The sequence below is a fragment of the Streptomyces sp. NPDC042364 genome (genome assembly GCF_056437585.1).
In genome coordinates, this window is record NZ_JBWKAJ010000017.1 from 18,920 (window position 1) to 44,033 (window position 25,114).

Genomic DNA, 25,114 nt, shown 5'->3' on the forward strand with positions numbered 1-25,114 from the left:
CGACCACGTACCGCTCTCCCCCAACCCACCCCACCTGGAGCCGCGATGAGATCCCGTACGCCGACCGTCCGCCGTGTGGCCACGGTCGCCGCAGCCCTCCTCGGGCTGCTGCTGCCCCTGTTGACGACCGGCTCGCCCGCACAGGCCGCGCCCACCGGATTCCGCGTCCAGAACGGCCGGCTGGTGGAGCGCTCCGGCGACGACTTCGTGATGCGGGGCGTGAACCACGCCCACACCTGGTACGCCGGCCAGACCAGCGCCCTTTCCCACATCAAGGCCAAGGGCGCCAACACGGTGCGCGTGGTGCTCTCCAGCGGGGACCGGTGGACGCGCAACGACACCGCGGACGTGGCGAACGTGGTCGCGCAGTGCAAGCAGAACCGGCTGATCTGCGTCCTGGAGGTGCACGACACCACCGGCTACGGGGAGCAGAGCGGGGCCGTCACGCTGTCGCGGGCCGCCGACTACTGGATCAGTGTGCAGAGCGCGCTGACCGGTCAGGAGGACTACGTCATCGTCAACATCGGCAACGAGCCGTACGGCAACAACAACTACGCGGGCTGGACCGCCGACACGAAGGCGGCGATCCAGAAGCTGCGCACCGCCGGTTTCGACCACACGATCATGGTGGACGCCCCCAACTGGGGCCAGGACTGGGCGTTCACCATGCGCGACAACGCGGCGTCGGTCTTCGCCGCCGACCCCGACGCCAACACGGTCTTCTCGATCCACATGTACGGCGTCTTCGACACGGCCGCCGAGGTCACGGACTATCTGGGCCGCTTCGTCGCCGCGAAACTGCCCATCGTGGTGGGTGAGTTCGGGCACGACCACTCGGACGGAAACCCCGACGAGGACGCCATCCTGGCCACCGCCCAGCAGCTCGGCCTCGGGTACCTGGGCTGGTCGTGGAGCGGCAACGGGGGCGGCGTCGAGTACCTGGACATGGTCACGAACTTCGACCCGAGCAGGCTGACCAGCTGGGGCCGGCGGCTCTTCGACGGCCCGAACGGCATCGCCGCCACCTCGAAGGAGGCCGCGATCTACGCCTCCTCCGGCGGCGACACCACTCCCCCGACCGCGCCGGGCACCCCGACCGCCTCGGCGGTGACCTCCTCGTCCGCGAGGCTGGCCTGGACGGCCGCGACCGACGCGAACGGTGTCACCGGCTACGACGTGGTCCGCGTCAACGGCACGACGGAGTCACCGGTGACGACCACCACCGGCACCTCCGCCACCCTCACCGGGCTGGCGCCGTCGACGTCGTACGTGTTCGCCGTCTACGCCCGGGACGCGGCCGGCAACCGTTCGCCCCGCTCCGGCACGGTGGGCGTCACGACGCCGTCCGGTGGCACCACGGCGTCCTGCTCCGTCGGCTACCGGGTGACGAACGTGTGGCCCGGCGGCTTCCAGGGCGAGATCGTCGTCCGCAACACCGGAGGCTCGGCGATCAACGGCTGGACCCTGCGCTGGACGTTCCCCGACAGCCAGCGCGTCAGCAACCTGTGGGGCGGCACCGTGACCCAGAGCGGCGCCGACGTCACGGTCACCTCGGCCCCGTACACCGCGGACATCCCCGCGTCAGGGTCCGCCACTCTCGGGTTCACAGCGAGTAAGGGCAGCGCGAACCCGGCCCCGGCGGCGTTCACGCTCAACGGATCGGCCTGCACGACGGGTTGATGCCGAGGCCGCCCGGGGAGACGGGCGAAGCCGTCCCCCCGGGCGCCTGCCTGCCCGTGCCCGCCGGTGCGCCTCTTCGGCTGGTTCAGGCCCCGCCCCCGGGGCCGGTACCGTCCCCCTGCAGGCGCTCCAGGTCCGACGGGCGCACCTGGATGGCGAGGACGGCGATGAGGGCGGCGACGACGGTGAAGATCGCGGCCATGACGAAGGCGGCCGAGACGCCGGCGGTGAGGACTTCGTCGCTGTAGGGCGGCGGCAGCCGGCCGGTGCGTTCGAACTGGATGCGTTCGAGCGGGGTCGCCTGGGAGAGGAAGCGGGGGATCTGCTCCTCCGCCTCGTTGGTGCTGGCGGTGCCGTACATGGTGACGAGGATGGACAGGCCCAGTGAACCGCCGACCTGCTGGGTGGCGTTGAGGAGACCGGAGGCCGCGCCCGTCTCGTGGGTGGCGACGTTCGACAGGGCCATCAGGGTCAGGGAGACGAACTCCATGCCCATGCCCAGGCTGAAGACCAGCATGGGGCCGAGGACGCTGCCGGCGTACGTGGAGTGCACGTCGGTCAGGGTCAGCCAGCTCAGGCCGGCCGCGGCGAGGATGGCACCCGCCACCATGAACGGCTTGGGGCCGTACACGGGCAGGAACCGCGAGGCCAGCCCGGCGCCGATCGCGATCACCGCGCTGACCGGCAGGAACGCGAACCCGGTGGCCAACGGGCTGAAGTCCAGCACGTTCTGCACGAAGAGCGTCAGGAAGAAGAACATGCCGAAGATGGCGGCGGCGAGGCACAGCATGATGCCGTACGTGCCCGCCCGATTGCGGTCGGCGAACATGTGCAGCGGTGTGATCGGCTGTCTGGAACGCTTCTCCACCAGGACGAAGAGCAGGAGGAGGACGACGGCCCCGGCGAACGACGCCAGCGTCAGCGCGTCCCGCCAGCCCTCCTGGGCCGCGCGGATGAACCCGTACACCAGGAGCACCATCCCCGCGGTGGAGGTCAGTGCGCCGGTGATGTCGAAGTGGCCGGGGTGCCGTTCGGACTCCCGGATCCAACGGGGGGTGGCCAGCACGATGAGCAGGCCGATCGGCACGTTGACGAACAGCACCCACCGCCAGTTCAGCCATTCCACGAGGATGCCGCCCGCGAGCAGCCCGATCGCGCCGCCGCCCGCCGACACCGCGGCGAACACCCCGAACGCCCGGTTGCGTTCGGGCCCTTCACGGAAGGTCGTGCTGATCAGGGCGAGGGACGTCGGGGACGCGATGGCGCCGCCGACGCCCTGGAGCGCGCGGGCGGCGAGGAGTTGACCGGCGTTCTGGGCGAGGCCCCCCAGAAGGGAGGCCAGCACGAAGAGCAGGACACCGAAGACGAAGACCCGGCGTCGGCCGAGGATGTCACCGGCCCTGCCACCGAGCAGCAGCAGCCCCCCGAAGGTGAGCGTGTAGGCGTTCACCACCCACGCCAGGCTGGTGGTGGAGAAGTCGAGGGAGCGCTGGATGTCCGGCAGCGCGATGTTCACGATCGTGATGTCGAGGACGACCATCAACTGACACGACGCGATCACCAGCAACGCCATCGCGCTCCCGCCACCACCTGATTCCCGGGTGGTGGTCTCTACTGGGGAGCTCGGCTGAGGGTCGCTGCTCATGGCGTATCGCTCGGCACTGATCGGTGGACGGTCTGGTCCACTCGTGCGTCCGTTGTTCGACCGTACGCCCGCGCCACCACCCTCACCACTCGAACGGGTGCTGGCCTCCTCGGCGGCCTTCAATGCCCCGGGGAGGGCGACATATCGGCCTCGAAAACCTGTTCAGGGATCGGGGTGGTGAGCGCTACGATCGCCGCGATGACGACTTACTCCGTTGACAGAATGGGGGTCCCGTCCGCGCAAGGTGAGTGCTGATGCCCACTCATATCGCGAACGGGGATTCCCGGCTCTCCTACTGGTCGCGCGTGCGCGAGTTCGCCGTGCCGCCTTCGATGATCGAGACCGCCACGGCCCGCCGAGAGGTGGGCGACTGGGCCGGGGCCTGCGCCGCCGCGGGCATCGACATCGACCTCCATCCGCGTACCGTGGCCCGGCACCACGGCCAGGACGTCGCCGCCCGGCTGCGGGCCGATCTCCGGCATCTGGCCCCGGACCTGCTGCGCTGGCACCTGCCGAGGATCGCCCCCGACGGGCTGCTGCGGCCGGGGCTGACCATCACACTGGCCCGGTACGGGGCCGAGGGGCGCACGGGCCCGTACCCGGTGCACCTGGTGGTCCGGACCCCGCCCGCCTGGGCGGACGCCGGGCAGCGGATCGGGCTGGCGCTGTGGGACGGCTCCGCCGGGTCCCGCTCCGCGCCGGACGATCGCCGCCACCCGCATCCCCGGCCCAGCCGCCGCTACCGACTCGATCTGCACCGGCATCTGTGGGACGCCCGCAGGGCTTTCGAGCTGCGCCTCCGTTCCGGGGCCGGCCGGCCGTGCGCCGACGGCCCGGTCGTACCGGGCGGGGAGGCGCCGGGAGTCGTACCGCCTGAGTACGGCTGTGCCGTGGACCGGTGGGCGGACGAGGCGGGGATCGTGCTGCGCGCCGAGGGTCGGTCGGGCGGGACCGTCCTCGTGCGGCTCGGGGCGCGGCGCCGGCTGCTCCTGCACCTCGACGGTGACCGGGTCGGCGGCGAGTCACCCGCCCTGCGGGTCGAGGCGGCGTCCGAAGGGGACGGGGCGGCCCCCGCACTCCCGGTGCTGCCCGACGCGGCCACGTGGGTGCTGCCCGACCTGGAGTTGCTGCGCTCCGGGGCGATCGACGCGGACCGGCTGCATCCGCTGGTCGCCTCGGCGCTGGTACCCGGCCATGTGGCCGCGGGGCCGCCGCGGGCGGCGGACCCCGCCGGACAGCCGCGCGTCGTGGAGTGCCGGGGGAACCGGCACCGGATCGGGCTGGTCGACGGGGTGCTGGCGCCGCTGGACCACGATCCGGACGAGATCCGGCGGGAGGAGCTGCTGGTCGCGCTCACCGGTACCCCCCTGCCCTGTCTCCAGGCGATCGACCGGGCGCACCGTCGGCCGGACTGTCTGTCCGGGGTCCGCGAACGGCTGGACCACGGTGACACCGCCGGTGCGCTGGCAGTCGTCGAGGGTCTGCTGGGCCCCGAGGCGGTGCTGCGCGACGGCCCGCTGCGGGACGAGCTGGAGGCGGCCGCGCGGCGCCGGATCACGTACGGGCTGTACCGGTCGGGGCTGATCGGGCCCAGCCCGGAACGCATCCGGCTGGACGGCCGCCGTCGCCCCACCCGGACCCGCCGCTCCCGCGACGCGCTCTTCTACTGACCTCACGAGTCCCCTTCCCCTGAGTTCCGGGAGACCCCTCTCACGGTCTCCCCCAGGGGCCTCCTTCTCCTGACCTCGCCAGTCCCACCACACACCCACAGGTGATCCATCATGACGACTTGCACCACCTTTGCCCCTGATTCTCCCTCCGTGGAGGTGTCCTTCACCTCCCAGCTCGACGTCGCCGGAGCTCTGCTGACCCTGCTGCGCGACACGGCCACCGAACCCCGGCCCGACACCCGGCTGGAGGCGCTGACGCTGGCCGTCGCCGCCGATCTGCCCGTGCTGCTGTGGGGTGAGCCGGGGATCGGCAAGACCGCGGCGCTGACCCAGCTCGCCTCGGCGCTGGATCTTCCGTTGACGACGGTGATCGCGAGCGTGCATGAACCGTCCGACTTCTCCGGCCTGCCCATCGTGGGCGACGACCCCGCCGAGCAGGGTGTGCCGATGGCTCCACCGGACTGGGCGGTGCGCCTGGTGCGCTCCGGCCGGGGTCTGCTGTTCCTGGACGAGTTGTCGACCGCGCCGCCCGCCGTGCAGGCCGCGCTGCTGCGGCTGGTGCTGGAGCGGCGGATCGGCGCGCTCCGACTGCCGCCGGAGGTACGGATCGTGGCCGCCGCCAATCCGCGGTCCTCGGCGGCGGACGGCTGGGAGCTGAGCCCGCCGCTCGCCAACCGGTTCGTGCACCTCCAGTGGACCCATGACCATGAGGTCGTCGTCCGCGGTCTGGGCGGGACCTGGCCCCGCGCGACCCTGCCCCGGCTCGATCCGGCGCGGTTGCCGGAGGCCGTGGACCATGCCCGCCGGGCGGTGTGCGGGCTGCTCGCCGCCCGCCCCAGGCTCGTGCACCAGCTGCCGAACAGCGAGAGCCGGCGGGGCGGTGCCTGGCCGTCGCCGCGGAGCTGGGAGATGACCCTGCGGCTGATCGCCTTCGCCACCGCCTCCGGGGTCTCCCGTGATGTGCTGTCCCTGCTGGTCAGGGGCACGGTGGGCGACGGACCGGGGCTGGAGCTGCTGGCGAGCCTGGACCGGATGGATCTCCCGGATCCCGAGGAGTTGCTGGCGGACCCGGCGGGCGCCGTCCTGCCGGAGCGGGGGGATCTGCGGCAGGCGGTGCTCGACGGGGTCGTGGCGGCGGTGCGGGCACGCCCGGAGAAGCCCCGCTGGGACGCCGCGTGGGCGCTGCTGGTGCGGGCGCTGGAGACGGGCGCGCCGGATCTGGTGGTCGTCCCCGCGACGACGCTGGCCTCGCTGCGCCGGGCGGACTGGGACGTCCCGGCGGCGATCGAGCGGCTCGCCGGAGTGGTCACCCTGTCCCGGCGGGCGGACGCGGCGGCGAGCCGTGCCGGGGCGGCGACGAAGGCCCGCCGGTGAGCGGCGACGCGACGAGGGCGCGCCTCGAAGCGGCACTGGACCGCGACAAGCTCTTCACCGCCCGGCTCCAGGCGGCCCGGGCCCGGCCCTATCTGGCGACGGCGCTGTTCGCGCTGCATCCCGTCGTGTCCCGGCAGGTGCCCACCATGGCCGTCGACCCGCACTGGCGGTGCTATGTCTCCCCGGGGTTCGTGGACCGTACGCCGGTGGAGGAACTGGCGGGAGTCTGGGTGCACGAGGTGTCGCACCTGCTGCGCGACCACCACGGGCGCGGCGACCGGATCGCCAGGGAGCTGGGGCTGACCGGCCCCGGGGAGCGGCTGCGGATGAACATCGCCGCGGACTGCGAGATCAACGACGACGCCTTCGGCGACGGGCTGGTCAAGCCGGAGGGCGCCGTCGAGCCGGCGACACTGCGGCTGAGTGAGGGGCTGCTCATGGAGGAGTACCTGCGGCTCTTCCGCCTCGGGCCGCTGCTGAACGACCTGGCGTGGCTGGACTGCGGCAGCGGCGCAGACGGGCTGGAGCGGGAGTGGGACCTCGGGCCGGACGGCGCGCACGGCCTGAGCGAGCAGGAGAAGGACGCGGTCCGGTTCCGGGTGGCCCAGGGCATCAGGGGACGCCCGGGAGATGCCCCGGAGGGGTGGCGGCGGTGGGCGGAGGAGGCGTTCCATCCACCGCAGCCGTGGCGGGAGTTGCTGGGCGCCGCCGTCCGGGCGGCGGCCTCCGGTGCGGGCGGGGGCGACGACTACACCTACGGCAGGCCGTCCCGGCGGTCGGCCGGGGTGCCGGGGGCGGTGCTGCCGAGTCTGCGGCGGACCCCGCCCCGGGTCTCGGTGATCATCGACACCTCCGGGTCGGTCAGTGACGCCGAACTGGGCAGCGCGCTGCTGGAGGTGGCCGCGATCTCCCGTGCGGTGGGCGGGAGGCGTGACCTGGTCACCGTGGTGCCCTGTGACGCGGCGGCGCGGATCGCCCACCCGCTGTGCCGGGCGGAGGGCATCCCCCTGGTGGGCGGCGGGGGTACGGATCTGCGGAGCGGCTTCGCCCGGGCGCTGCGGACCCGGCCCCGGCCGGATGTCGTGGTGGTCCTCACCGACGGGCAGACGCCGTGGCCGTCGGGCCGGCCCTCGTGCCGGACGGTGGTGGGGTTGTTCCCCCAACACCACAGGGGCAGGTCCTGGGACGAGGACGACCCCGACTACGTGCCGGACTCCCCGCCGGACTGGGCGCGGGTGGTCGAGATCGGCTGAGGGGCGCCCGGAAGGCCTGCGGCGAGGTCAGGACAGCCGGCACCAGAGGAATGACAATGAAAATGATTATCGATAAGGTGGGCATGTCAACCCGGGCACCTCCTTGTCGAGGTGCCGTCGGGCTGCCCTGAAGCCTGAACCACACCGCACGAAAAGGGGAGCCGTGGCTCATCTGTTGGTGGTCGAGAGCTGGGTCGGATCGATGAGCAGACTGCTGCCACGGGCGGTTAGGGAGAGCGGACACGAGTTCACCTTCCTCACCCGCGACCTGCACCACTATCTGCGCCCGGCCCCCGAGGGCACCGCGCACCCCCTGCTCGGGGCACGCAACGTGATCACGGCCGACACCAACGACGTCGACACCCTGCTGCCGGAGGTCGAGCGGCTGCACACGGTGTTCGGCTTCGACGGGGTCATCTCCTCCTGCGACTACTACCTCCCGACCGTCGCCCGGATCGCCGGGCGGCTCGGGCTGCCCGGTCCCGGCCCTGAGGCCGTCGAGGACGCGTGCCGCAAGGACGCCACGCGTCGCGTCCTCACCGACGCGGGAGTGCCAGGGCCCCGCTTCGCCGTGCACGAGGAGTGGGCCGACCTCGCTCGGGCTGCGCGGGAGATCGGCTATCCGCTGGTCGTGAAGCCGGTCGACCTGTGTGCGGGGATGTTCGTGCGCCGAGTCGATGACGAAACCGAACTGGCCTCCGCGGTGGAGGCGTTGGCCGGCTTCCCGTTGAATGCACGCGGGCAGCGGCGGGTGCCCGCCGTACTCCTCGAAGAGCTGCTGACCGGTCCGGAGGTGAGCGTCGAGACCGTGTCGTACGCGGGGTCGGTGCACGCCGTGGGGGTGACCGACAAGAGCATCGGCGGGGCACCGGCGTTCATCGAGACCGGGCACATGTTCCCCGCCGCCCTGCCGTCTGCCGACATGGACGCCGCCGAGCAGACGGCGCTGAGCGCGCTCAAGGCGCTCGGGCTGACCGACGGCGTCGTGGCGCACACCGAGATCAAGCTGACCCCGGAGGGACCCCGCGTCGTCGAGGTCAACCCCCGGCCCGCCGGGAACCGCATCACCGAGCTGGTCCGGCATGTCACCGGCATCGACCTCGCCGCGGCCGCCGTCGAGGTCGCCCTCGGCCGCGCACCCGACCTGCTGCGCCGCGACACCGGGCTGCGCAGCGCGGCCGTCGGCTTCCTCGTGCCCGACAGGTCGGGCACGCTCGACGCCCTGGACGACGCCCCGCTCAAGGGCGCCGACGGTGTACTGGAGGCGCAGCTCGCCGAGCCGGGCCGGCAGGTCAGGTCGGCGGGCAGCAACAACGAGTACCTGGGCCACGTCATGGTGGGCGACCCCCGCGGGCAGGGCGCGCGCGATCAGGTCGAGGCACTGCTCGGCGAGCTGAACGCCGGCCTGGTGATCCGGTGACCGCCGCGACGAAGGCCCGCGCGGCCACGTACGAGGAGCTGCTGGAACGGGTCCGGGCGGGAGAACTCGGCCCCGAACCGGGGACCCTGCGGATCGCGGTGGCCTTCGCGACCCGGCAGGCGGTACGGCACGACGGGCGCGGCACCGGCTACCGCAACGAGGTGCTCAGCCTGCGCCTGGCCGGTGCCGTCGGCTCCTGCGCGGTCGAGCCGGGCACCCTGCCCGACACGGCGATCGACGACTGCGTGGGCGCCGAGGTGGCCCGGCTGCTGCACCATCCGCTGCCGCCGGTGCGGGTGGCCGCGCTCGACGCCTATCTGATGCACGTCGCCCCGCACACCCCCGAGCACGGGGCGCGTCCCTTCCCCCTGCCGGCCGGCACGTCGCTGGAGAAGTCCCGGGCGCGGGCGAACGCGGTCGTCGAGCTGCTCGACCTGCCGCCGGGCTCGGTGGTACTGGTCGTCGGAGTCGTCAACTCCCTTCTGGAAGCTCTGCGTTCGCGTGATCTCCGCTATGTGCCGTGCGATCTCAAGGGCGGCGTCACGGAGTGGGGCGAGGAGGTCGTCACCGACGCGCTCGGCGCGGCCGACCGCTGTGACGCGCTGCTCGTCTCCGGTATGACGCTCGGCAACGACACCTTCGAGCCGCTGCGGCGCCACGCGCTGCGGCACGGCAAGCAGCTGGTGATGTTCGCGCAGACCGGCAGCGCGGTGCTGCCCCGCTTCCTCGGACACGGGGTGAGCGCGGTCTGCGCCGAGCCGTACCCGTTCTTCTGGCTGGACGCGGGCCCGGGTGTCCTGCACCGCTACCGCCTGGACCGTCCGGGCCCGGGAGGTGGCCGGTGACCTCGTCCACCGTCCTGCGTTCCGTCGCCCGGCCGGAACTGCTGTCCCTCGTCGGACGTACGCCGCTGGCGCGGATCACCGCCGACCTTCCCGGCCCGCACCCCGGGTTCTGGGCGAAGCTCGAAGGACTCTCGGCGGGCGGCATGAAGGCGCGGGCCGCCCTGTCCATGCTGCTGGGCGCCCGCGAGCGCGGTGAACTACGGCCGGGCGCCCCGGTGGTGGAGTCCACGTCCGGCACGCTGGGCATCGGCCTGGCCTTCGCCGGGCAGGCCCTCGGCCATCCGGTCGTACTGGTCGGCGACAGCGAACTGGAGCCTTCCATGAGGCAGTTGCTGCGCTCGCACGGCGTACGACTGGAGCTGGTCGACCGCCCCGCACCGCGCGGTGGCTGGCAGGCCGCACGCCTCGCCCGGCTGCGGGAACTGCTCACCGTGTTGCCCGGCGCGTACTGGCCCGACCAGTACAACAACCCCGACAACACCGCCGGTTACGCTTCCCTCGCCGCCGAACTCGCCGTGCAGCTGGACCATTTGGACGTCCTGGTGTGCAGTGTCGGCACCGGTGGGCACAGTGCGGGCATCATCGGCCCGCTGCGGCGGCACTGGCCCGCACTGCGGCTGATCGGTGTCGACTCCACCGGCTCCACGATCTTCGGGCAGCCGGCCCGGCCGCGGCTGATGCGCGGGCTGGGCAGCAGCATCCATCCGCGCAACGTCGCCTACGAGGCGTTCGACGAGGTGCACTGGGTCGGTCCGGCGGAGGCCGCTGACAGCTGCCGGCGGCTCGCCCGCGGCAGCTTCGTCAGCGGCGGCTGGAGCACCGGGGCGGTCGCGCTCGTCGCCGCCTGGGCGGCCCGCGTCCATCCGGGCGCCGTCGTCGCCACCGTCTTCCCGGACGGACCGCACCGCTACCTCGGCAGCGTCTACGACGACGACTTCGCCGCCGCGCACGGCATCGACCCCGCCACGGCGGCCGTACGGCCCGTCGAGATCCCGCACCCGGGCGCGGCCGAGGCCGTCGGCTGGGTCCGGTGCCGCAGGGTCAGCGACCCGCTCGCGGTGCCCGCCGTCCCGCCCGCCGCGGACCCCGCCTCCGCCGCCGCCCCGACCGCCGGCCGGCGCCGGGTCCCCTCCGCCCCACCCGTACCGGAAGAGAGCCTGTGAAGGTCACCCAGCGCACCGTGCGTCTCGACCTCGCCGAGCCGCTGCGCATCTCCCGCTCCACCATGGCCGCCCGCGAGGCGGTGTGGCTGACCGTCGACCACGACGGGCTGCGCGGCCACGGCGAGGCCGTCACCAGCGTGTACTACGGCCTCGACGCCGCCGCCCTCGGACGGCTGTTCACAGCCGCCGCGGCAGACCTGGCGCGCTTCCCCGACCCGGAGAGCGCGCTCCGGGCCCTGGTGGACGGCGAACTGACGGGTGCGGACACCCCGCCGGCCGTCACCGCCGCCGTGGACGCCGCGCTGCTCGACCTCGTCGGGAAGCGGGCGGGCAGTCCCGTCCACCGGCTGCTGGGCGCACCGTCGTCCCCGGTCGCGGCCACCGCCCGGACCATCGGGATCAGTGCGCCGGGGCGTGCCGCCGCCGAGGCCCGCCGACTCGCCGCGACCGGCTTCCAGGTCCTCAAGATCAAGGCCGGCGCCCCCGATCCGGAGGACGACCTCGCGCGCGTACGCGCCGTCCGTGACGCCGCGCCCGGCGTGCGGCTGCTCCTCGACCCCAACGGTGCCTGGACGGCGGCCCGGGCGGACGCCCTGCTGCCGCGCTTCGCGGAACTGGGCGTGGAGGCCGTCGAACAGCCCCTCGTCCCGGGCGACCCGGAAGCGCTGGCCGCACTCGCGGAGCGCTCGCCGCTGCCGGTGATCGCCGACGAGGACGCCGTGAGCGCCGAGGACGTAAGGCGGCTCGCCGGGCGCGTCCACGGGGTGAACGTCAAGCTGGCCAAGTGCGGCGGCGTCCACGCGGCCCTGGGGATCGCCATGGCGGTCGAGGGCAGCGGCACCGATCTGATGCTCGGCTGTCTCACCGCCAGCAGCCTCGGTCTCGCCCCGGCGGTCCAGCTCGCCGACCGGGCCCGCTGGGCCGACCTCGACGGGCACCTCCTCCTCGCCCACGACCCGTGGACCGGCGTCGGCGGCGACGACGGGTTCGTACGGGCGAGTGAACTGCCGGGGCTCGGAGTCCGGCCGAGGCAGGAGGTGCCCGGTGCGGACGTGGCATGAGATACGTCGCTTCCCGTTCGCCGTGCGCCTTCTGCTGGTCAACCAGCTCGGCGTCAACGTCGGTTTCTATCTCCTGATCCCCTATCTGGCCACCCATCTCACCGAGAACCTGGGCATGTCGGCGGCCCTCGTCGGTGTGGTCCTCGGTGTGCGGAACCTCAGCCAACAGGGCCTGTTCATCATCGGCGGCTCCGCCTCCGACCGGCTCGGGGCACGGGGCGTGATCATCGCCGGGTGCGCGCTGCGGACCGTCGGTTTCGGGCTGTTCGCGCTCGGCGACGGGCTGCCGGTGCTGCTGGCCGCGTCGGTGCTGAGCGGGCTCGCCGGGGCGCTGTTCAACCCGGCGGTGCGGGCCTATCTCGCGCAGGAGGCCGGGGAGCGCAAGGCGGAGGCCTTCGCGCTGTTCAACGTGTTCGCGACGACGGGCGCGCTGGTCGGGCCCCTGCTGGGCAGCGCGCTGCTGCTGGTGGACTTCCGTACCTCCGCGCTGACCGCCGCCGGGATCTTCGCGGTGCTCACCGTGGCGCAGGCCCTCGTGCTGCCCGCGCGCACGGTGGTGTCGAGCGGCGGCGGTGTCCTCGGCGACTGGCGTGAGGTCCTCGGCAACCGGGCCTTCCTGGCCTTCGCGCTCGCCATGGTCGGCATGTTCACCCTGGAGAACCAGCTGTATCTGCTGCTGCCCGCCGGGGCACGGGAGGCCACCGGCTGGGACGGCGCGGCCGGTCTCGTCTTCCTCGTCGGCACCCTCGCCGGCCTCGCGCTTCAGCTGCGGATCACGCAGGCCCTCAAGTCGCGCGGCAGCCGGGGGCGTTGGATCGCCGCCGGGCTCGCCGTGATGGGGCTGGCGTTCCTGCCGCCCGCGCTGGGGGCGGGGGCGGGGCCCGGGGGGTGGTTCGACGCCGTGCCGGTGCTGCTCGGCGCGCTGCTGCTGTACCTCGGGATCATGGTGGCCTCCCCGTTCGTGATGGAGCTGATCCCCCGCTTCGGGCGCCCGGAGCTGACCGGCACCTACTTCGGGATCTTCTACGTCGTCTCCGGTGTGGCCGCGGCCGCCGGCAACGCCCTCGTCGGATGGGCCATGGACGCAGGGGAGGGCGCCGGCCGCGGCTGGCTGCCCTGGGTGTGCTGCGCCGTGTTCGGGCTGGTCTCGGCGAGCGGCGTCCTCTGGCTGAACCGGCTGGGTGCGCTGCCCTCTCCGCAGATGCCCGTCTCCCCCTCCCCGGCCGGCGAACGGAGCAGCGCATGACCGCCTCGCGGGAGCGGCACGCCGCCGAGCGGGCGGACGCCCGGAATCTCCTCACCGACAACCCCGAGCTGTACGAGGCCCGTTTCCCCGACCCCGAGCGGCTCGCCGGGCGCTGGGCCGAGGACTGCCTGCGCCGCCACGGGGCGGGGCCACGGGTGCTGGACATGGGCTGCGGCACCGGCCGCGACGCCGCCCATCTGCACGGCGCCGGCCGTACGGTGACGGGCGCCGACCTCTCCGAGGCGATGCTGGCCCACGCCCGTGTCCACCACCCCGGGCCCGCGTACATACGGGCCGACCTGCGCCGCTTCGACCTGGGCCGGGCGTCCTTCGACGCCGTGGTGTGCCTGGACAGCTCCCTGCTGTACTGCCACACCTGCGACCAGCTCGACGGCTTCATGGCCTCCTGCCGCCAGGCGCTCGCCCCCGGCGGGCTGCTGGTCGCGGAGATGCGCAACGGCGCCTACTTCCTGGGCCGCACCGATCTGCTCGAGATCCCGGCCGTCAACGGATTCACCTGGCGGGGCACCGTCTACCGCTCCACCACCACCCTGACCGTGGACCGCACCGCCCAACTCCTGCGCCGTACCCGTGTGTGGACCGCCGGCGACGGCACACCGCCCCTCGAACAGCGCTCCGCCTGGCGGCTGTTGTTCCCGCTGGAGCTGCGCCATGTCCTGGCCTCGCACGGCTTCGAGGTCCTCGAACTGCACGACGGGCCGGGGCCCCGCACCGAACCTCCATGGCGGGAAGGGCAGTCGCCCGGCCGTACGACGGACGCCGACCGTCTGCACGTCGTCGCCCGGCTCACCTCTCCGAGCTGATCCTCGCCCGCACCGCTCGCCGCCCCGAACCCGTCCGCACCACTCACCGCCCCCGCTGGAACCCGCCCGCGCCACTCACCGCCCGCTGATCCTGACCCGGGCGCGACGTCCCTCCCCCCGCCGACCCTCGTCGCGCGCCTCTCCCCCCACCGCCCGCTCATCCACCACCACACCCACAAGGACTCCTCATGCACGACAAACGTTTCCCCGGCCTGCGCCGCCGCGGTTTCCTCGCCGCCACCGGCGCCGCCACGCTCGGCGCGCTCGCCCTGACGGCATGCGGCGGGGGCGGCACCGGCTCCGAGGCCGGCGGCAGCGGCGGCGACAAGCCCCGGCGCGGCGGGCGGCTGCGTGCCGCGTTCGCGGGCGGCGGGGCCAGTGAGACGCTGGACCCGCACCTGGCCAACCTGTTCGCCGACGTCGCCCGGGCCAAGGCGCTGTTCGACAAGCTCGCCGACTACGGCGCCGACCTGTCCGCGGAGCCCCGGCTGGCCGCCAAGTGGGAGGCCGACAAGAGTCTGGACCGCTGGAAGGTCACCCTGCGCGAGGCCACCTTCCACGACGGAAGGCCGGTGACGGCGAAGGACGTGCTCTACAGCTACCGCCGCATCGCCGACCCGGAGAAGGCCTACCGCGCCAAGGCGTCCCTGGAGCCCATCGACCTCGACGCGAGCCGGGCCACCGGGGAGCGGGACATCGAGTTCGTGCTCAAGCGGCCGACCGCCGAGTTCCCCAATGTGCTGGCGGCGTTCGGCGCGTACATCGTGCCCGAGAACGCGGGCGGGAAGGCCGGCGACTTCGACAGGAAGCCCATCGGCTCGGGCCCCTTCCGCTTCGTGTCCTTCACCCCCGGCCGCTCGGCCCTCTTCCGCCGCTACGAGGACTACTGGGAGGGCGCACCGCACCTCGACGAACTGGAGTTCGTCGTCGCCAACGAGGAGTCCGCCCGGGTCAACGCGCTCCTCGGCGGCCAGGTCGAGTACGCCCACGAGCTGAACCCCACCACCGCGCGCGCCCACGAGGGCAAGGGCCGGATCGAGATCGTCCGGCTCCAGGGCAGCGCCATGCAGGGGTTCTGCATGAAGACCGACCGGCCGCCCTTCGACGACAAGCGGGTCCGCGAGGCGTTCTTCCTGATCGCCGACCGGAAGGAACTCGTCGACGGCGCCCTGTCGGGGGCGGGCGTCGTCGGCAACGACCTGTTCGGCAAGGGCTACGAGTACTACGCGGCCGGCCTCCCGCAGCGCGAGCAGGACCTGGACCGCGCCAGGTCCCTGCTGAAGCAGGCGGGCGCCGAGAAGCTGAAGGTCCGGCTGGACACCTCGGCCGTCGCCGCCGGGTTCACCGAGGCGGCCGGCATCTTCCGCGACCAGGCCGCGAAGGCCGGTGTCACCGTCGAGGTGAAGATGGGCAGCAAGGACTCGTACTGGAGCGACATCCTCGACTCCGGCACCCTCGCCTGCTACCGCTCCGGCGCGATGCCCATCGAGGCGCACATCTCGCAGCGGCTGCTGACCGGATCCACCACCAACGCCACCAAGTGGCGGCACAAGGACTTCGACGCCCTGTACCGGCAGGCGCAGTCCACCCGTGACCGGACCGAGCGGGCCGCCGTGTACGAGCGGATGCAGCGCCGGCTGTACACGGAGGGCGGCTTCCTCATCTGGGGGTTCGCCGACTGGATCCTCGGCACCGCCCGGAACGTGAAGGGAGTGGAGACCAAGGCCCCCGCCAACACGCTCGACTGGGCGCGCTTCGACAAGGTGTGGCTCGCGTGACCGGAAGCGGCCTGCGCTCCTTCGTCGCCCGGCGGCTGCTCCTCGGCGTCGCGCAGACCGTGGCCGTGGTGCTGCTGGTCTTCGCGCTCACCGAGGCGCTGCCGGGCGACGCGGCGGTCGCCCTGGCCGGGGACCAGCCCGACCCGGAGCGCATCGCCGCCATCCGGGAGGCCATGCACCTCGACCGGCCGGTGCTGGAACGGCTGGCGGACTGGGCGGCCGGACTGCTCCACGGCGACTTCGGCACCTCCCTGGCCTCCGGCCGCCCGGTGAGCCGGTACATCGCCGACGGCTTCGGCCCGACCCTGCTGCTTGCCTCGCTCACCGTGGCCCTGCTCGTGCCGATCGGCTTCGGCCTCGGTGTGCTCGCCGCGCGGCACGAGGGCGGGCTCGTCGACCGTCTCGTCAGCGGCCTGACGCTCGCCGTGTACGCGGTGCCCGAGTTCGCCCTCGGGGTGCTGCTGGTGACGGTGTTCGCGCTGCGGCTGGGCTGGCTGCCGCCGACCGCCGTCGGTTACGGCACCGATCTGCTCGCCCACCCGGCCGCGCTCGTGCTGCCCGTGCTGGTGCTGCTGTCCCGGCCGGTGTGCTCCCTGGTCCGGCTGGTGCGCGCCGGCATGGTCGACGCCCTCGCCTCCCCGTATGTGGCCCATGCCCGACGGTACGGCGTTCCGGGCGCGCGGGTCCGCTACGCCCACGCCCTGCCGAACGCCCTCGCCCCCGCCGCCCAGCAACTCGCCCGCACAGTCGACTGGTTGCTGTGCGGTGTCATCGTCGTGGAGGCCCTCTTCGTGATCCCCGGTCTGGGCACCGTCCTCCTCAACGCGGTGGCCGAACGCGATGTGCCCGTGGTGCAGGGCCTCGCCGTGGTGTTCGGTGTGCTGACGGTCGTCCTCAACCTGGGCGCCGACGTGGTCGCGCGACGGCTGGCCCCGCGGGCGGGAGTGGCCGCGTGACCACCGCCTCCACCACCGCCGCTGGGCGCCGTACGGCCCGTTCCGGGGTCGGGCGGCGCAGAGGGCGCTTCGCGCTCGGCGTCGCGATCATCGCCGTACCCCTCCTCCTCGCCCTGCTGGGTCCCGTGTTCGCGGGTGAACCCGGTCCGCGCGCGGTGTCGTTCACCCTCGGCGGCGGGCACCGGCTCGGGACGGACTTCGTGGGCCGGGACGTGTGGGGGCAGGTGCTGCACGGCGGCCGGCCCGTCGTACTGACCGCGCTCGGCGCCGGCGCGCTGGCCTACCTCGTCGCGCTGCCGGTCGGTCTCGCCGCCGCGCTCACCCATCGGCGGTGGCTGGAGGAACTGCTGATGCGGCCCCTGGACGTGCTGATCGCCGTACCGTCGCTGCTGCTGATCCTGCTGGTCGCCTCGGTGTTCACGCCGGGCGCGGTGGGGCTCGCCCTGCTGGTGGCGCTGGTCAACGTGCCGGACGCGGCCCGGCTGGTACGCGCCGCGGCCACCGAGGCCGCCGCCCGGCCGGTGGTCGAGGCGCTGCGGCTCCAGGGCGAGAGCTGGTGGCGCACCGCCTTCGGCTGTGTCGGCCGCGCCATCCTGCGCACCCTGGGCGCCGACGCCGGGACCCGGCTCACCGGGGTGCTGTACCTGGTGGCCACGGCCGCGTTCCTCGGGGTGGGGGTGGAGCCCGACGCCGCGGACTGGGCGGTGATGGTCGACCGGAACCGTACCGGTCTGTTCGTGCAGCCCTGGGCCGTGGTCGTGCCCGCGCTGCTGATCGTCGCGCTGACCACGGGCACCAACCTCCTCTTCGACGCCGCTCTGGAGAAGCCCGCACCGGAGACGTCCGGTGAGCGCCGGGTACGGAAGGAACGACAGCCGTGAAGCACCACCACGACGGGGTCGGCCGGACCGCCGGGGAACCCGTCGCCGAGATCGAGGACCTGCGGGTCGAGGTCGGCGGACGGGCGATCGTGGACGGGGTGGGTCTGCGGGCGCTGCCCGGCCGGGTCACCGCGCTCGTGGGTGCCTCGGGCAGCGGCAAGACCACCACCGGCCTGGCCCTGCTGGGAGAGTTCCCGGCGGGCGCGCGGGTCACCGGTCGGGTCCGCGTGGCGGCCGACGGGCCGGTGGGGTACGTGCCGCAGCACCCGGCGGCCGTCCTCAACCCGGCTCGCCGGGTCTCTGCGCTCCTCACCGACACCGCCCGGACCCAGGTGCGCAACCTGCCCCGGGCCGAACGCCGGGCGGCAGCCCGCGAGCGGGTCCTGCACGCTCTCGCCGACGCCCAGCTACCGGACGCGGAGGCGCTGTTGCGCCGGTATCCGCATCAGCTCTCCGGCGGTCAGCAGCAGCGGGTCGTCCTCGCGCAGGCCCTGCTGCTCGGCGCCCGGGTCATCGTGGCCGACGAGCCCACGACCGGCCAGGACGCCCTGACCAGGAGCCGCATCGTCGACCAACTGACGGCGGTCGCGGCCCGCGGCATCGCGCTCGTCCTGCTCAGTCATGACCTCGACGTCGTCCGCGCGCTCGCCGACGAGATCCACGTCATGCGGGACGGCCGGGTCGTGGAGACGGGTCCGGCGCGGCGGCTGTGGCTCGCGCCCCGGCACGAGTGGACCCGGGCACTCCTGCGGTCGCGGCCCACGTCCCCGGAGGCGGAAGCGGAGACCGAGGGCGAGCCGGACGGCCGGGAGGGAGCGGCGGCGCCCGTGCTGCGCGTGCGGAACCTCACCGCCCGCCACCGGGACGGCGCACGACGTGGGGCGGCCGTGGCCGTACGGGCGCCCGAACTCGACCTGCGCGCCGGGGAGTGCCTGGCCGTGGTGGGCCGCTCGGGCAGCGGCAAGACCACCCTCGCGCGCTGTCTGGCGGGGCTGCACCGCGACCACGAGGGCGAGGTCCTCCTCGACGGCGCCCCTCTGCCGCGCAGCCTCCGGGACCGGGAACGGGGGCAACTGGCTGCCGTGCAGTACGTGTTCCAGGACGCCCGCGCCGCCTTCGACGAGCACCGTCCGGTCGTACACCAGGTCGCCCGAACGGCGGTCCGGCTGCGCGGCGTCGACGGTGACACGGCGGAGGCGGAGGCGCTCGGCACCCTGGCGCGTCTCGGCCTCCCGGCGGAGCTGGTGCTGCGCCGCCCGTCCCGGCTGTCCGGGGGTGAACTGCAGCGCGCCGCCCTGGCCCGCGCCCTGCTCGCCCGCCCTCGCGTCCTCATCTGCGACGAGATCACCTCCGGACTCGACACCGTCACCCGGCGGGGCATCCTCGACGTCCTCACCGGACTGCTCGACGGTGCCGACGACCTCTCCCTGGTCCTGATCACCCATGACCTGGACACGGCTTCCGTCGCCCGGCGCATCGCCGTCCTGGACGACGGGGAACTCGTCGAGCAGGGCCCCACCCACCGGATCCTGACGGCCCCCCGGCACCCGTTCACCGTCTCCCTCATGGCCACCGCCGCCCGTGCGGCCGCGGGCACGGGTCCCTGACGGCGGCGCCGGCCGGGTGCCCGTCCAGCGGCCCACACCCGTCCCCACGCCGTTGCCACGCAGGCCGGCGTGCCCAGCCGCCCCGGAGCCGTGGACGCCACGAGGCCGCTCCAGCCGGTCGTCCGGGGGTGCCCTCGGTTTCGGCCGGCGAGAACCAGGTGCTCCCGTCTCCGTCGTTCGGCGTCCGGCTGCATCACCGGCCGGGGGCGTCGCCCGTTCCCCCGGCGGCCCGGCGCCCACGTCCGCAGGGGGACGAGGGGGACCGGGCCGCCGGGGGCGGCGCCCACGGCCGGCGCGGGCGTCACCGTTCCGGATCAGCGGATCTCGACGAGAAGGTCTCCACCCTCCACCTGCTGGATGCGGTTGATGGCCAGGCGGGACACCCGTCCGGCCTTCGGGGCGGTGATCGCGGCCTCCATCTTCATGGCTTCGATGGTGGCGACGGTGGCGCCGGACTCCACCTCGTCCCCCTCGGCGACCGCGAGGGTCACCACCCCGGCGAACGGTGCGGCGACATGACCGGGGTCGGAGCGGTCGGCCTTCTCGGTGGCGGGGATGTCGGAGGAGGCCGCGACATCGCGTACCTGGATGGGCCGCAGCTGGCCGTTGAGGGTGGCCATCACGGTGCGCATACCGCGCTCGTCGGCCTCGCCCACGGCCTCCAGACCGATCAGGAGCCGCACCCCGGGCTCCAGGTCGACGGCGTACTCCTTGCCGGGGCCGAGCCCGTAGAAGAAGTCCTTGCTGTCGAGGACGCTGGTGTCGCCGTAGGTCTGCCGGTGCGTCTCGAACTCGCGGGTCGGGCCGGGGAACAGCAGCCGGTTGAGGGTGGCGCGCCGGTCCTTCTCCAGGCCCTCGCGGTCCTCGGCGGTCAGCTCCTGTACGGGCTTGGCCTCGCCGCGGCCCTGGAGGGCCTTGGTGCGGAACGGCTCGGGCCAGCCGCCGGGCGGGGTGCCGAGTTCACCGCGCAGGAAGCCGATGACGGAGTCGGGGATGTCGAACCGGTCGGGAGTGGCCTCGAAGTCGGCCGGTGCCACCCCGGCGCCGACCAGGTGCAGGGCGAGGTCGCCGACCACCTTGGACGAGGGTGTGACCTTCACCAGGTGGCCGAGGATGCGGTCGGCGGCCGTGTACATCGCCTCGATGTCCTCGAAGCGGTCGCCGAGGCCGAGGGCCACGGCCTGGGTGCGCAGGTTGGAGAGCTGGCCGCCGGGGATCTCGTGGTCGTAGACGCGTCCGGTCGGCGAGGCGAGGCCCGCCTCGAACGGGGCGTAGACCTTGCGGACGCTCTCCCAGTAGGGCTCCAGGTCGCCGACGGCCCGCAGGTCCAGGCCGGTGGGCCGGTCGGAGTGGTCGGTGGCGGCGACGATCGCCGACAGGGAGGGCTGCGAGGTCGTCCCGGCCATGGACGCGACCGCCCCGTCGACGGCGTCGGCGCCGGCCTGGATCGCGGCGAGGTAGGTGGCGAGCTGACCGCCGGCCGTGTCGTGGGTGTGGATGTGGACGGGCAGGTCGAACTCGCGGCGCAGCGCGGACACCAGCTTGGTGGCGGCCGGGGCGCGCAGCAGGCCCGCCATGTCCTTGACGGCGAGGACATGGGCGCCGGCCTCGACGATCTGCTCGGCGAGGCGGAGGTAGTAGTCGAGGGTGTAGAGCTTCTCCGCCGGGTCGGACAGGTCGGAGGTGTAGCAGAGGGCGACCTCGGCGACCGCCGTGCCGGTGGCCCGTACCGCGTCGATGGCGGGCCGCATCTGGCTGACGTCGTTGAGCGCGTCGAAGATGCGGAAGACGTCGATGCCGGTGCGCGCGGCCTCTTCCACGAAGGCGTCGGTCACCTCGGTGGGGTACGGGGTGTAGCCGACGGTGTTGCGGCCGCGCAGCAGCATCTGCAGACAGATGTTCGGCACGGCCTCGCGGAAGGCGGCCAGCCGCTCCCAGGGGTCCTCGGCGAGGAACCTGAGGGCGACGTCGTAGGTGGCGCCGCCCCAGCACTCCAGGGAGAGCAGCTGCGGCAGGGTCCGCGCCACCGCGGGGGCGACGGCGAGCATGTCCTTGGTGCGGACGCGGGTGGCGAGCAGCGACTGGTGGGCGTCGCGGAACGTGGTGTCGGTGACGCCGATGGTCGGCGACTGGCGCAGCCAGCGGGCGAAGCCCTCCGGACCCAGCTCGACGAGCTTCTGCTTCGACCCGGCGGGGGGTTCCGCGGCGGGCACGGAGGGGATCTTGCCGGTCGGGTCGATGAGGGCGGGCCGCTCGCCGTGCGGCTTGTTGACCGTCACGTCGGCCAGATAGGTGAGGAGCTTGGTGCCCCGGTCGGCGGAGTGGCGGGAGGTGAGCAGGTGCGGGCGCTGCTCGATGAACGACGTGGTGACCCGGCCCTCCTGGAAGTCCGGGTCGTCGAGGACGGCCTGGAGGAAGGGGATGTTCGTGGCGACGCCGCGGATGCGGAACTCGGCGACGGCACGCCGCGCCCGGTTGACGGCGGTGGTGAAGTCGCGGCCCCGGCAGGTGAGCTTGACCAGCATCGAGTCGAAGTGCGCGCTGATCTCGGTACCGGCGTGGGTGGTGCCGCCGTCGAGGCGGATGCCGGAGCCGCCGGGCGAGCGGTAGGCGCTGATCCGGCCGGTGTCGGGGCGGAAGCCGTTCGCCGGGTCCTCGGTGGTGATACGGCACTGGAGGGCGGCGCCGCGCAGGGTGACCGTCTCCTGGGAGAGGCCGAGGTCGGCGAGGGTCGCGCCGGCGGCGATGCGCAGCTGCGACTGCACGAGGTCGACGTCGGTGACCTCCTCGGTCACCGTGTGCTCGACCTGGATGCGGGGGTTCATCTCGATGAAGACGTGGTTGCCGTCGCGGTCGAGCAGGAACTCGACGGTGCCCGCGTTGCGGTAGCCGATCTCCCGGGCGAACCGCACGGCGTCGGCGCAGATCCGCTCCCGCAGCTCCGGGTCGAGGTTCGGGGCGGGCGCCAGCTCGATGACCTTCTGGTGGCGGCGCTGCACCGAACAGTCACGCTCGAACAGGTGGATGACGTCGCCGTGGCCGTCGGCGAGGATCTGCACCTCGATGTGGCGGGGCTCGACGACGGCCTTCTCCAGGAAGACGGTGGGGTCGCCGAACGCGGACGCCGCCTCGCGGGACGCCGCCTCGATCGCCTCGCGCAGTGCCGCCGGGTCCTCGACACGGCGCATACCGCGCCCGCCGCCGCCGGCGACCGCCTTCACGAACACCGGGAAGCCGATCTCGTCGGCCGCGCGCACCAGTTCGTCCACGTCGGTGGAGGGCTCGGAGGAGCCCAGGACGGGTACGCCGGCCGCGCGGGCGGCGGCCACCGCGCGCGCCTTGTTGCCCGTCAGCTCCAGGATGTGGGCGCTCGGTCCGACGAACGTGATGCCCGACTCCTCGCACGCCCGTGCCAGTTCCGGGTTCTCGGACAGGAAGCCGTAGCCCGGGTAGACGGCGTCGGCGCCTGCCTGGCGGGCCGCGCGCATGATCTCGTCGACGGAGAGGTACGCCCGCACGGGGTGGCCCGGCTCGCCGATCTCATACGCCTCGTCGGCCTTGAGCCGGTGCAGCGAGTTCCGGTCCTCGTGGGGGAAGACGGCGACCGTCCGCGCGCCCACTTCGTACCCGGCGCGGAATGCGCGGATCGCGATCTCGCCACGGTTGGCGACCAGTACCTTGCGGAGCATCCCTGATCCCTTCGGCCTGCGATGAGGAACACCATGGTCGCGGCAATGTAGCCCACGTGCCATGAGAGTCGTGTCACTGAGTGCCAGTATTTTTCGGACTGATACGAAGAAAGGGAGCGAGTCGTCGGCGACGGACTCGCCCGATCCCTGTCCCACAGTGCCACCTGAGGCCGGGCGGATGGCCGGTTCTGTATGCCGAGCGCGGGTACGGTCACCCCCGTACGGCGAACTGGCTCCCCGTCTTCTGGCCGTCCTCCGAGACCGCCGCGGCCACGCAGCGGAAGACGCGCAGCCCCTTGTCCCATTCCAGGGCCGTCGGCGGCAGGATGTCGACGTTCCACTCGTCCGCGACGTCCCGGCCCTTCGGGACCATGGACGCGGCCATGACCTTCCGGGAGCAGAGTGCCTTGACGTCGGGGTGTCTGACGAGGTCGCGCGCGTTGTTCGTCTGGCCGTCCTTCGGGAGCGGGGCGATCGCGAAGGTCTCCCAGACGTGCCGGGTCCGGCAGTCGGCGCGGCTGACGGTGATGAGGCCCGAGACATCGGTGATGCCGCTCCAGCACTCGGGGGTGACGACGCACCGGCCGCCCACTCCGTCGACCTCCGTCGCGGGGCAGTTCTCGGTCGTGGTCGCCACCCCGCCGAAGCCGGACACGGCCTTGCCCTCGTCGGCGGCGGAGGCCGAGGGGGACGCGGTCGAGCCCGAGCCACGGTCCCCGCCGTCGCCCTCTCCGTTCCGCTGGGTCACCACCACGGTGACCGACACGCTCACGGAGACGGCGACGGCCGCGAACACGGCGATCAGCAGGGGCCGCCGTCGCCCTCCCCCGCGCCCGCCCCGGCCGCCACGGCGTCCGCCCGTCCCGGCGCCCGCAGTCGTGTCGCCCACGCCCCCGGGCGCGGCACCGGCAGTCGTGTCGCCCACGCCCCCGTGCGGGGCACCCGCAGTCGTGTCACCGATCCCTCCGGGTCCCCTCGCAGACGTGGTGCGGCCGTGGTCACCTGCCCCGAATCCCGCGGGCCCGAATCCCCCGGTCGTGGCCGCCGGCGTCGACGGCACCGCGTCCCGGTACGCCGGGACGGTGGCCGTGGTGGGCGCCGGTCCGAAGCCACCGGTACCACCGGTCCCACCGGCGCCGCCCAGGTCGACGGTGTCGAGATCGACCGCGGCGAGGGCGTCACGGAACGCGCCCGCGTCGGAGAGCCGTTGCCGCGGTTCGGGAGCGAGGGCGTGCCGGAGGGCCGCGTTGAGGCCGGCCGGCACGCCGGGCACGTCCGGGTACGGCCAGGTGTGGCGCACGATCAGCTCGGCGAGGCTGAGCTGGGTCCCGTCGTCCGGGTAGTGGGGCGGGCGGCCCCGCAGCAGCGCGTAGACGGTGGCGGCCAGGGAGTAGACGTCGCCGGCCGGGCTGGGCTCCGCCAGGTGGAAGGCCTCGGGGGGCGCGTACGCGGGGGTCAACGCCTCGCGGGTCACGGACAGTTCGCGGTCCGGCCGGGGCATGGCCGCGAGACCGAAGTCGGTGAGGGCCACGCCGCCGTAGCGGTTGACCATGACGTTGCCGGGTTTGATGTCGCGGTGCAGGACGCCCGCGGCATGGGCGGCGGCGACCGCGTCCGCGAGGCCCACGCCGATGTCGCGCGCCTCCTTGAGGGGCAGCGGCCCCTGCCGGTGCAACCGGTCCCCCAGGGAGCCGCCCGGGCACAACTCCAGCACCATGTAAGGGCGGTTGTCGGCGAGGACCCCCGCGTCGTACACCGGCACCACGTGCGGGTGACCGGACAGCTGCCCGGCCGCCGTGACCTCCCGGAGGAAACGCTGCCGGTCGCGCGCCGAGGACAGCACCCGGCTGTCCACCTTCAGCGCGACCTCCCGGCACACGGCGAGCTGCCGGGCCCGGTACACGGTGGCGAACCCGCCCTGGCCCAGGACCTCCTGGACCTCGTAACCGGGCAGTTCCGTTCTCTCGGGCTCCATGGTGCCGATACCCCCAGCGCGCGGCCCCGCGCGGCACGTCCGCCCGA

17 protein-coding genes are annotated in these 25,114 nt (G+C 73.5%); 14 read left to right on the top strand and 3 right to left on the bottom strand.

All coding sequences use genetic code 11. The features are described from left to right. The first annotated feature begins 45 nt into the window (after positions 1 to 45). Positions 46 to 1,680 (top strand): cellulase family glycosylhydrolase, encoded by a 1,635-nt coding sequence (locus tag AC067N_RS28425; RefSeq protein WP_478681729.1) that lies wholly within the window; start codon positions 46 to 48, stop codon positions 1,678 to 1,680. A gap of 85 nt (positions 1,681 to 1,765) precedes the next feature. Here AC067N_RS28425 and AC067N_RS28430 read toward each other — a convergent pair whose 3' ends face one another. After that, on the bottom strand, positions 1,766 to 3,253 hold the full coding sequence (locus AC067N_RS28430; RefSeq protein ID WP_478681826.1) for an MFS transporter: 1,488 nt from the start codon (positions 3,251 to 3,253) through the stop codon (positions 1,766 to 1,768). A 326-nt stretch (positions 3,254 to 3,579) separates the two neighbouring features. Between AC067N_RS28430 and AC067N_RS28435 the strand changes: the two genes are divergently transcribed. From AC067N_RS28435 to AC067N_RS28495, 13 genes are all read left to right on the top strand, one after another. Then, positions 3,580 to 4,995 carry a hypothetical protein gene (locus AC067N_RS28435; protein WP_478681730.1) on the top strand — a complete coding sequence of 472 codons (1,416 nt, stop codon included), beginning with the start codon at positions 3,580 to 3,582 and terminating at the stop codon, positions 4,993 to 4,995. Positions 4,996 to 5,106: 111 nt separating this feature from the next. Further along, a complete protein-coding gene (locus AC067N_RS28440; RefSeq protein WP_478681731.1) occupies positions 5,107 to 6,369 on the top strand; it encodes an AAA family ATPase in 1,263 nt (420 codons plus the stop codon). Then, positions 6,366 to 7,622: a vWA domain-containing protein gene (locus AC067N_RS28445; RefSeq protein ID WP_478681732.1), complete on the top strand. Its 1,257-nt coding sequence runs from the start codon at positions 6,366 to 6,368 to the stop codon at positions 7,620 to 7,622. Before AC067N_RS28440 ends, AC067N_RS28445 begins: the two co-directional genes overlap by 4 nt. Before the next feature lie 163 nt (positions 7,623 to 7,785). Then, positions 7,786 to 9,042, top strand: coding sequence for an ATP-grasp domain-containing protein (locus AC067N_RS28450; RefSeq protein ID WP_478681733.1), 1,257 nt, complete (start codon positions 7,786 to 7,788; stop codon positions 9,040 to 9,042). After that, positions 9,039 to 9,887, top strand: coding sequence for a Rossmann-like domain-containing protein (locus AC067N_RS28455; protein ID WP_478681734.1), 849 nt, complete (start codon positions 9,039 to 9,041; stop codon positions 9,885 to 9,887). Before AC067N_RS28450 ends, AC067N_RS28455 begins: the two co-directional genes overlap by 4 nt. Beyond that, positions 9,884 to 11,050, top strand: coding sequence for a PLP-dependent cysteine synthase family protein (locus tag AC067N_RS28460; RefSeq protein ID WP_478681735.1), 1,167 nt, complete (start codon positions 9,884 to 9,886; stop codon positions 11,048 to 11,050). Before AC067N_RS28455 ends, AC067N_RS28460 begins: the two co-directional genes overlap by 4 nt. Then, a complete protein-coding gene (locus AC067N_RS28465) occupies positions 11,047 to 12,111 on the top strand; it encodes a dipeptide epimerase (RefSeq protein ID WP_478681736.1) in 1,065 nt (354 codons plus the stop codon). The genes AC067N_RS28460 and AC067N_RS28465 overlap by 4 nt, the downstream gene beginning before the upstream one ends. Next, entirely contained in the window at positions 12,095 to 13,357 is a 1,263-nt protein-coding gene (locus AC067N_RS28470) for an MFS transporter (protein WP_478681737.1), read from the top strand. The genes AC067N_RS28465 and AC067N_RS28470 overlap by 17 nt, the downstream gene beginning before the upstream one ends. Next, positions 13,354 to 14,181: a class I SAM-dependent DNA methyltransferase gene (locus AC067N_RS28475; RefSeq protein ID WP_478681738.1), complete on the top strand. Its 828-nt coding sequence runs from the start codon at positions 13,354 to 13,356 to the stop codon at positions 14,179 to 14,181. Before AC067N_RS28470 ends, AC067N_RS28475 begins: the two co-directional genes overlap by 4 nt. A 188-nt stretch (positions 14,182 to 14,369) precedes the next feature. Next, positions 14,370 to 15,959, top strand: coding sequence for an ABC transporter substrate-binding protein (locus AC067N_RS28480; RefSeq protein WP_478681739.1), 1,590 nt, complete (start codon positions 14,370 to 14,372; stop codon positions 15,957 to 15,959). Next, entirely contained in the window at positions 15,956 to 16,915 is a 960-nt protein-coding gene (locus AC067N_RS28485) for an ABC transporter permease (RefSeq protein WP_478681740.1), read from the top strand. Before AC067N_RS28480 ends, AC067N_RS28485 begins: the two co-directional genes overlap by 4 nt. Beyond that, positions 16,912 to 17,796, top strand: coding sequence for an ABC transporter permease (locus AC067N_RS28490; RefSeq protein WP_478681741.1), 885 nt, complete (start codon positions 16,912 to 16,914; stop codon positions 17,794 to 17,796). The genes AC067N_RS28485 and AC067N_RS28490 overlap by 4 nt, the downstream gene beginning before the upstream one ends. Then, on the top strand, positions 17,793 to 19,403 hold the full coding sequence (locus tag AC067N_RS28495) for an ABC transporter ATP-binding protein (protein ID WP_478681742.1): 1,611 nt from the start codon (positions 17,793 to 17,795) through the stop codon (positions 19,401 to 19,403). The genes AC067N_RS28490 and AC067N_RS28495 overlap by 4 nt, the downstream gene beginning before the upstream one ends. Positions 19,404 to 19,717: 314 nt before the next feature. Here the strand turns inward: AC067N_RS28495 and AC067N_RS28500 are convergent, their stop codons facing one another. Next, the gene (locus AC067N_RS28500) at positions 19,718 to 23,092 is read right to left on the bottom strand and encodes a pyruvate carboxylase (protein ID WP_478681743.1); all 3,375 of its coding nucleotides are present in this window, start codon (positions 23,090 to 23,092) and stop codon (positions 19,718 to 19,720) included. Positions 23,093 to 23,303: 211 nt separating this feature from the next. Then, positions 23,304 to 25,067: a serine/threonine-protein kinase gene (locus tag AC067N_RS28505; RefSeq protein WP_478681744.1), complete on the bottom strand. Its 1,764-nt coding sequence runs from the start codon at positions 25,065 to 25,067 to the stop codon at positions 23,304 to 23,306. Positions 25,068 to 25,114: the final 47 nt, after the last annotated feature.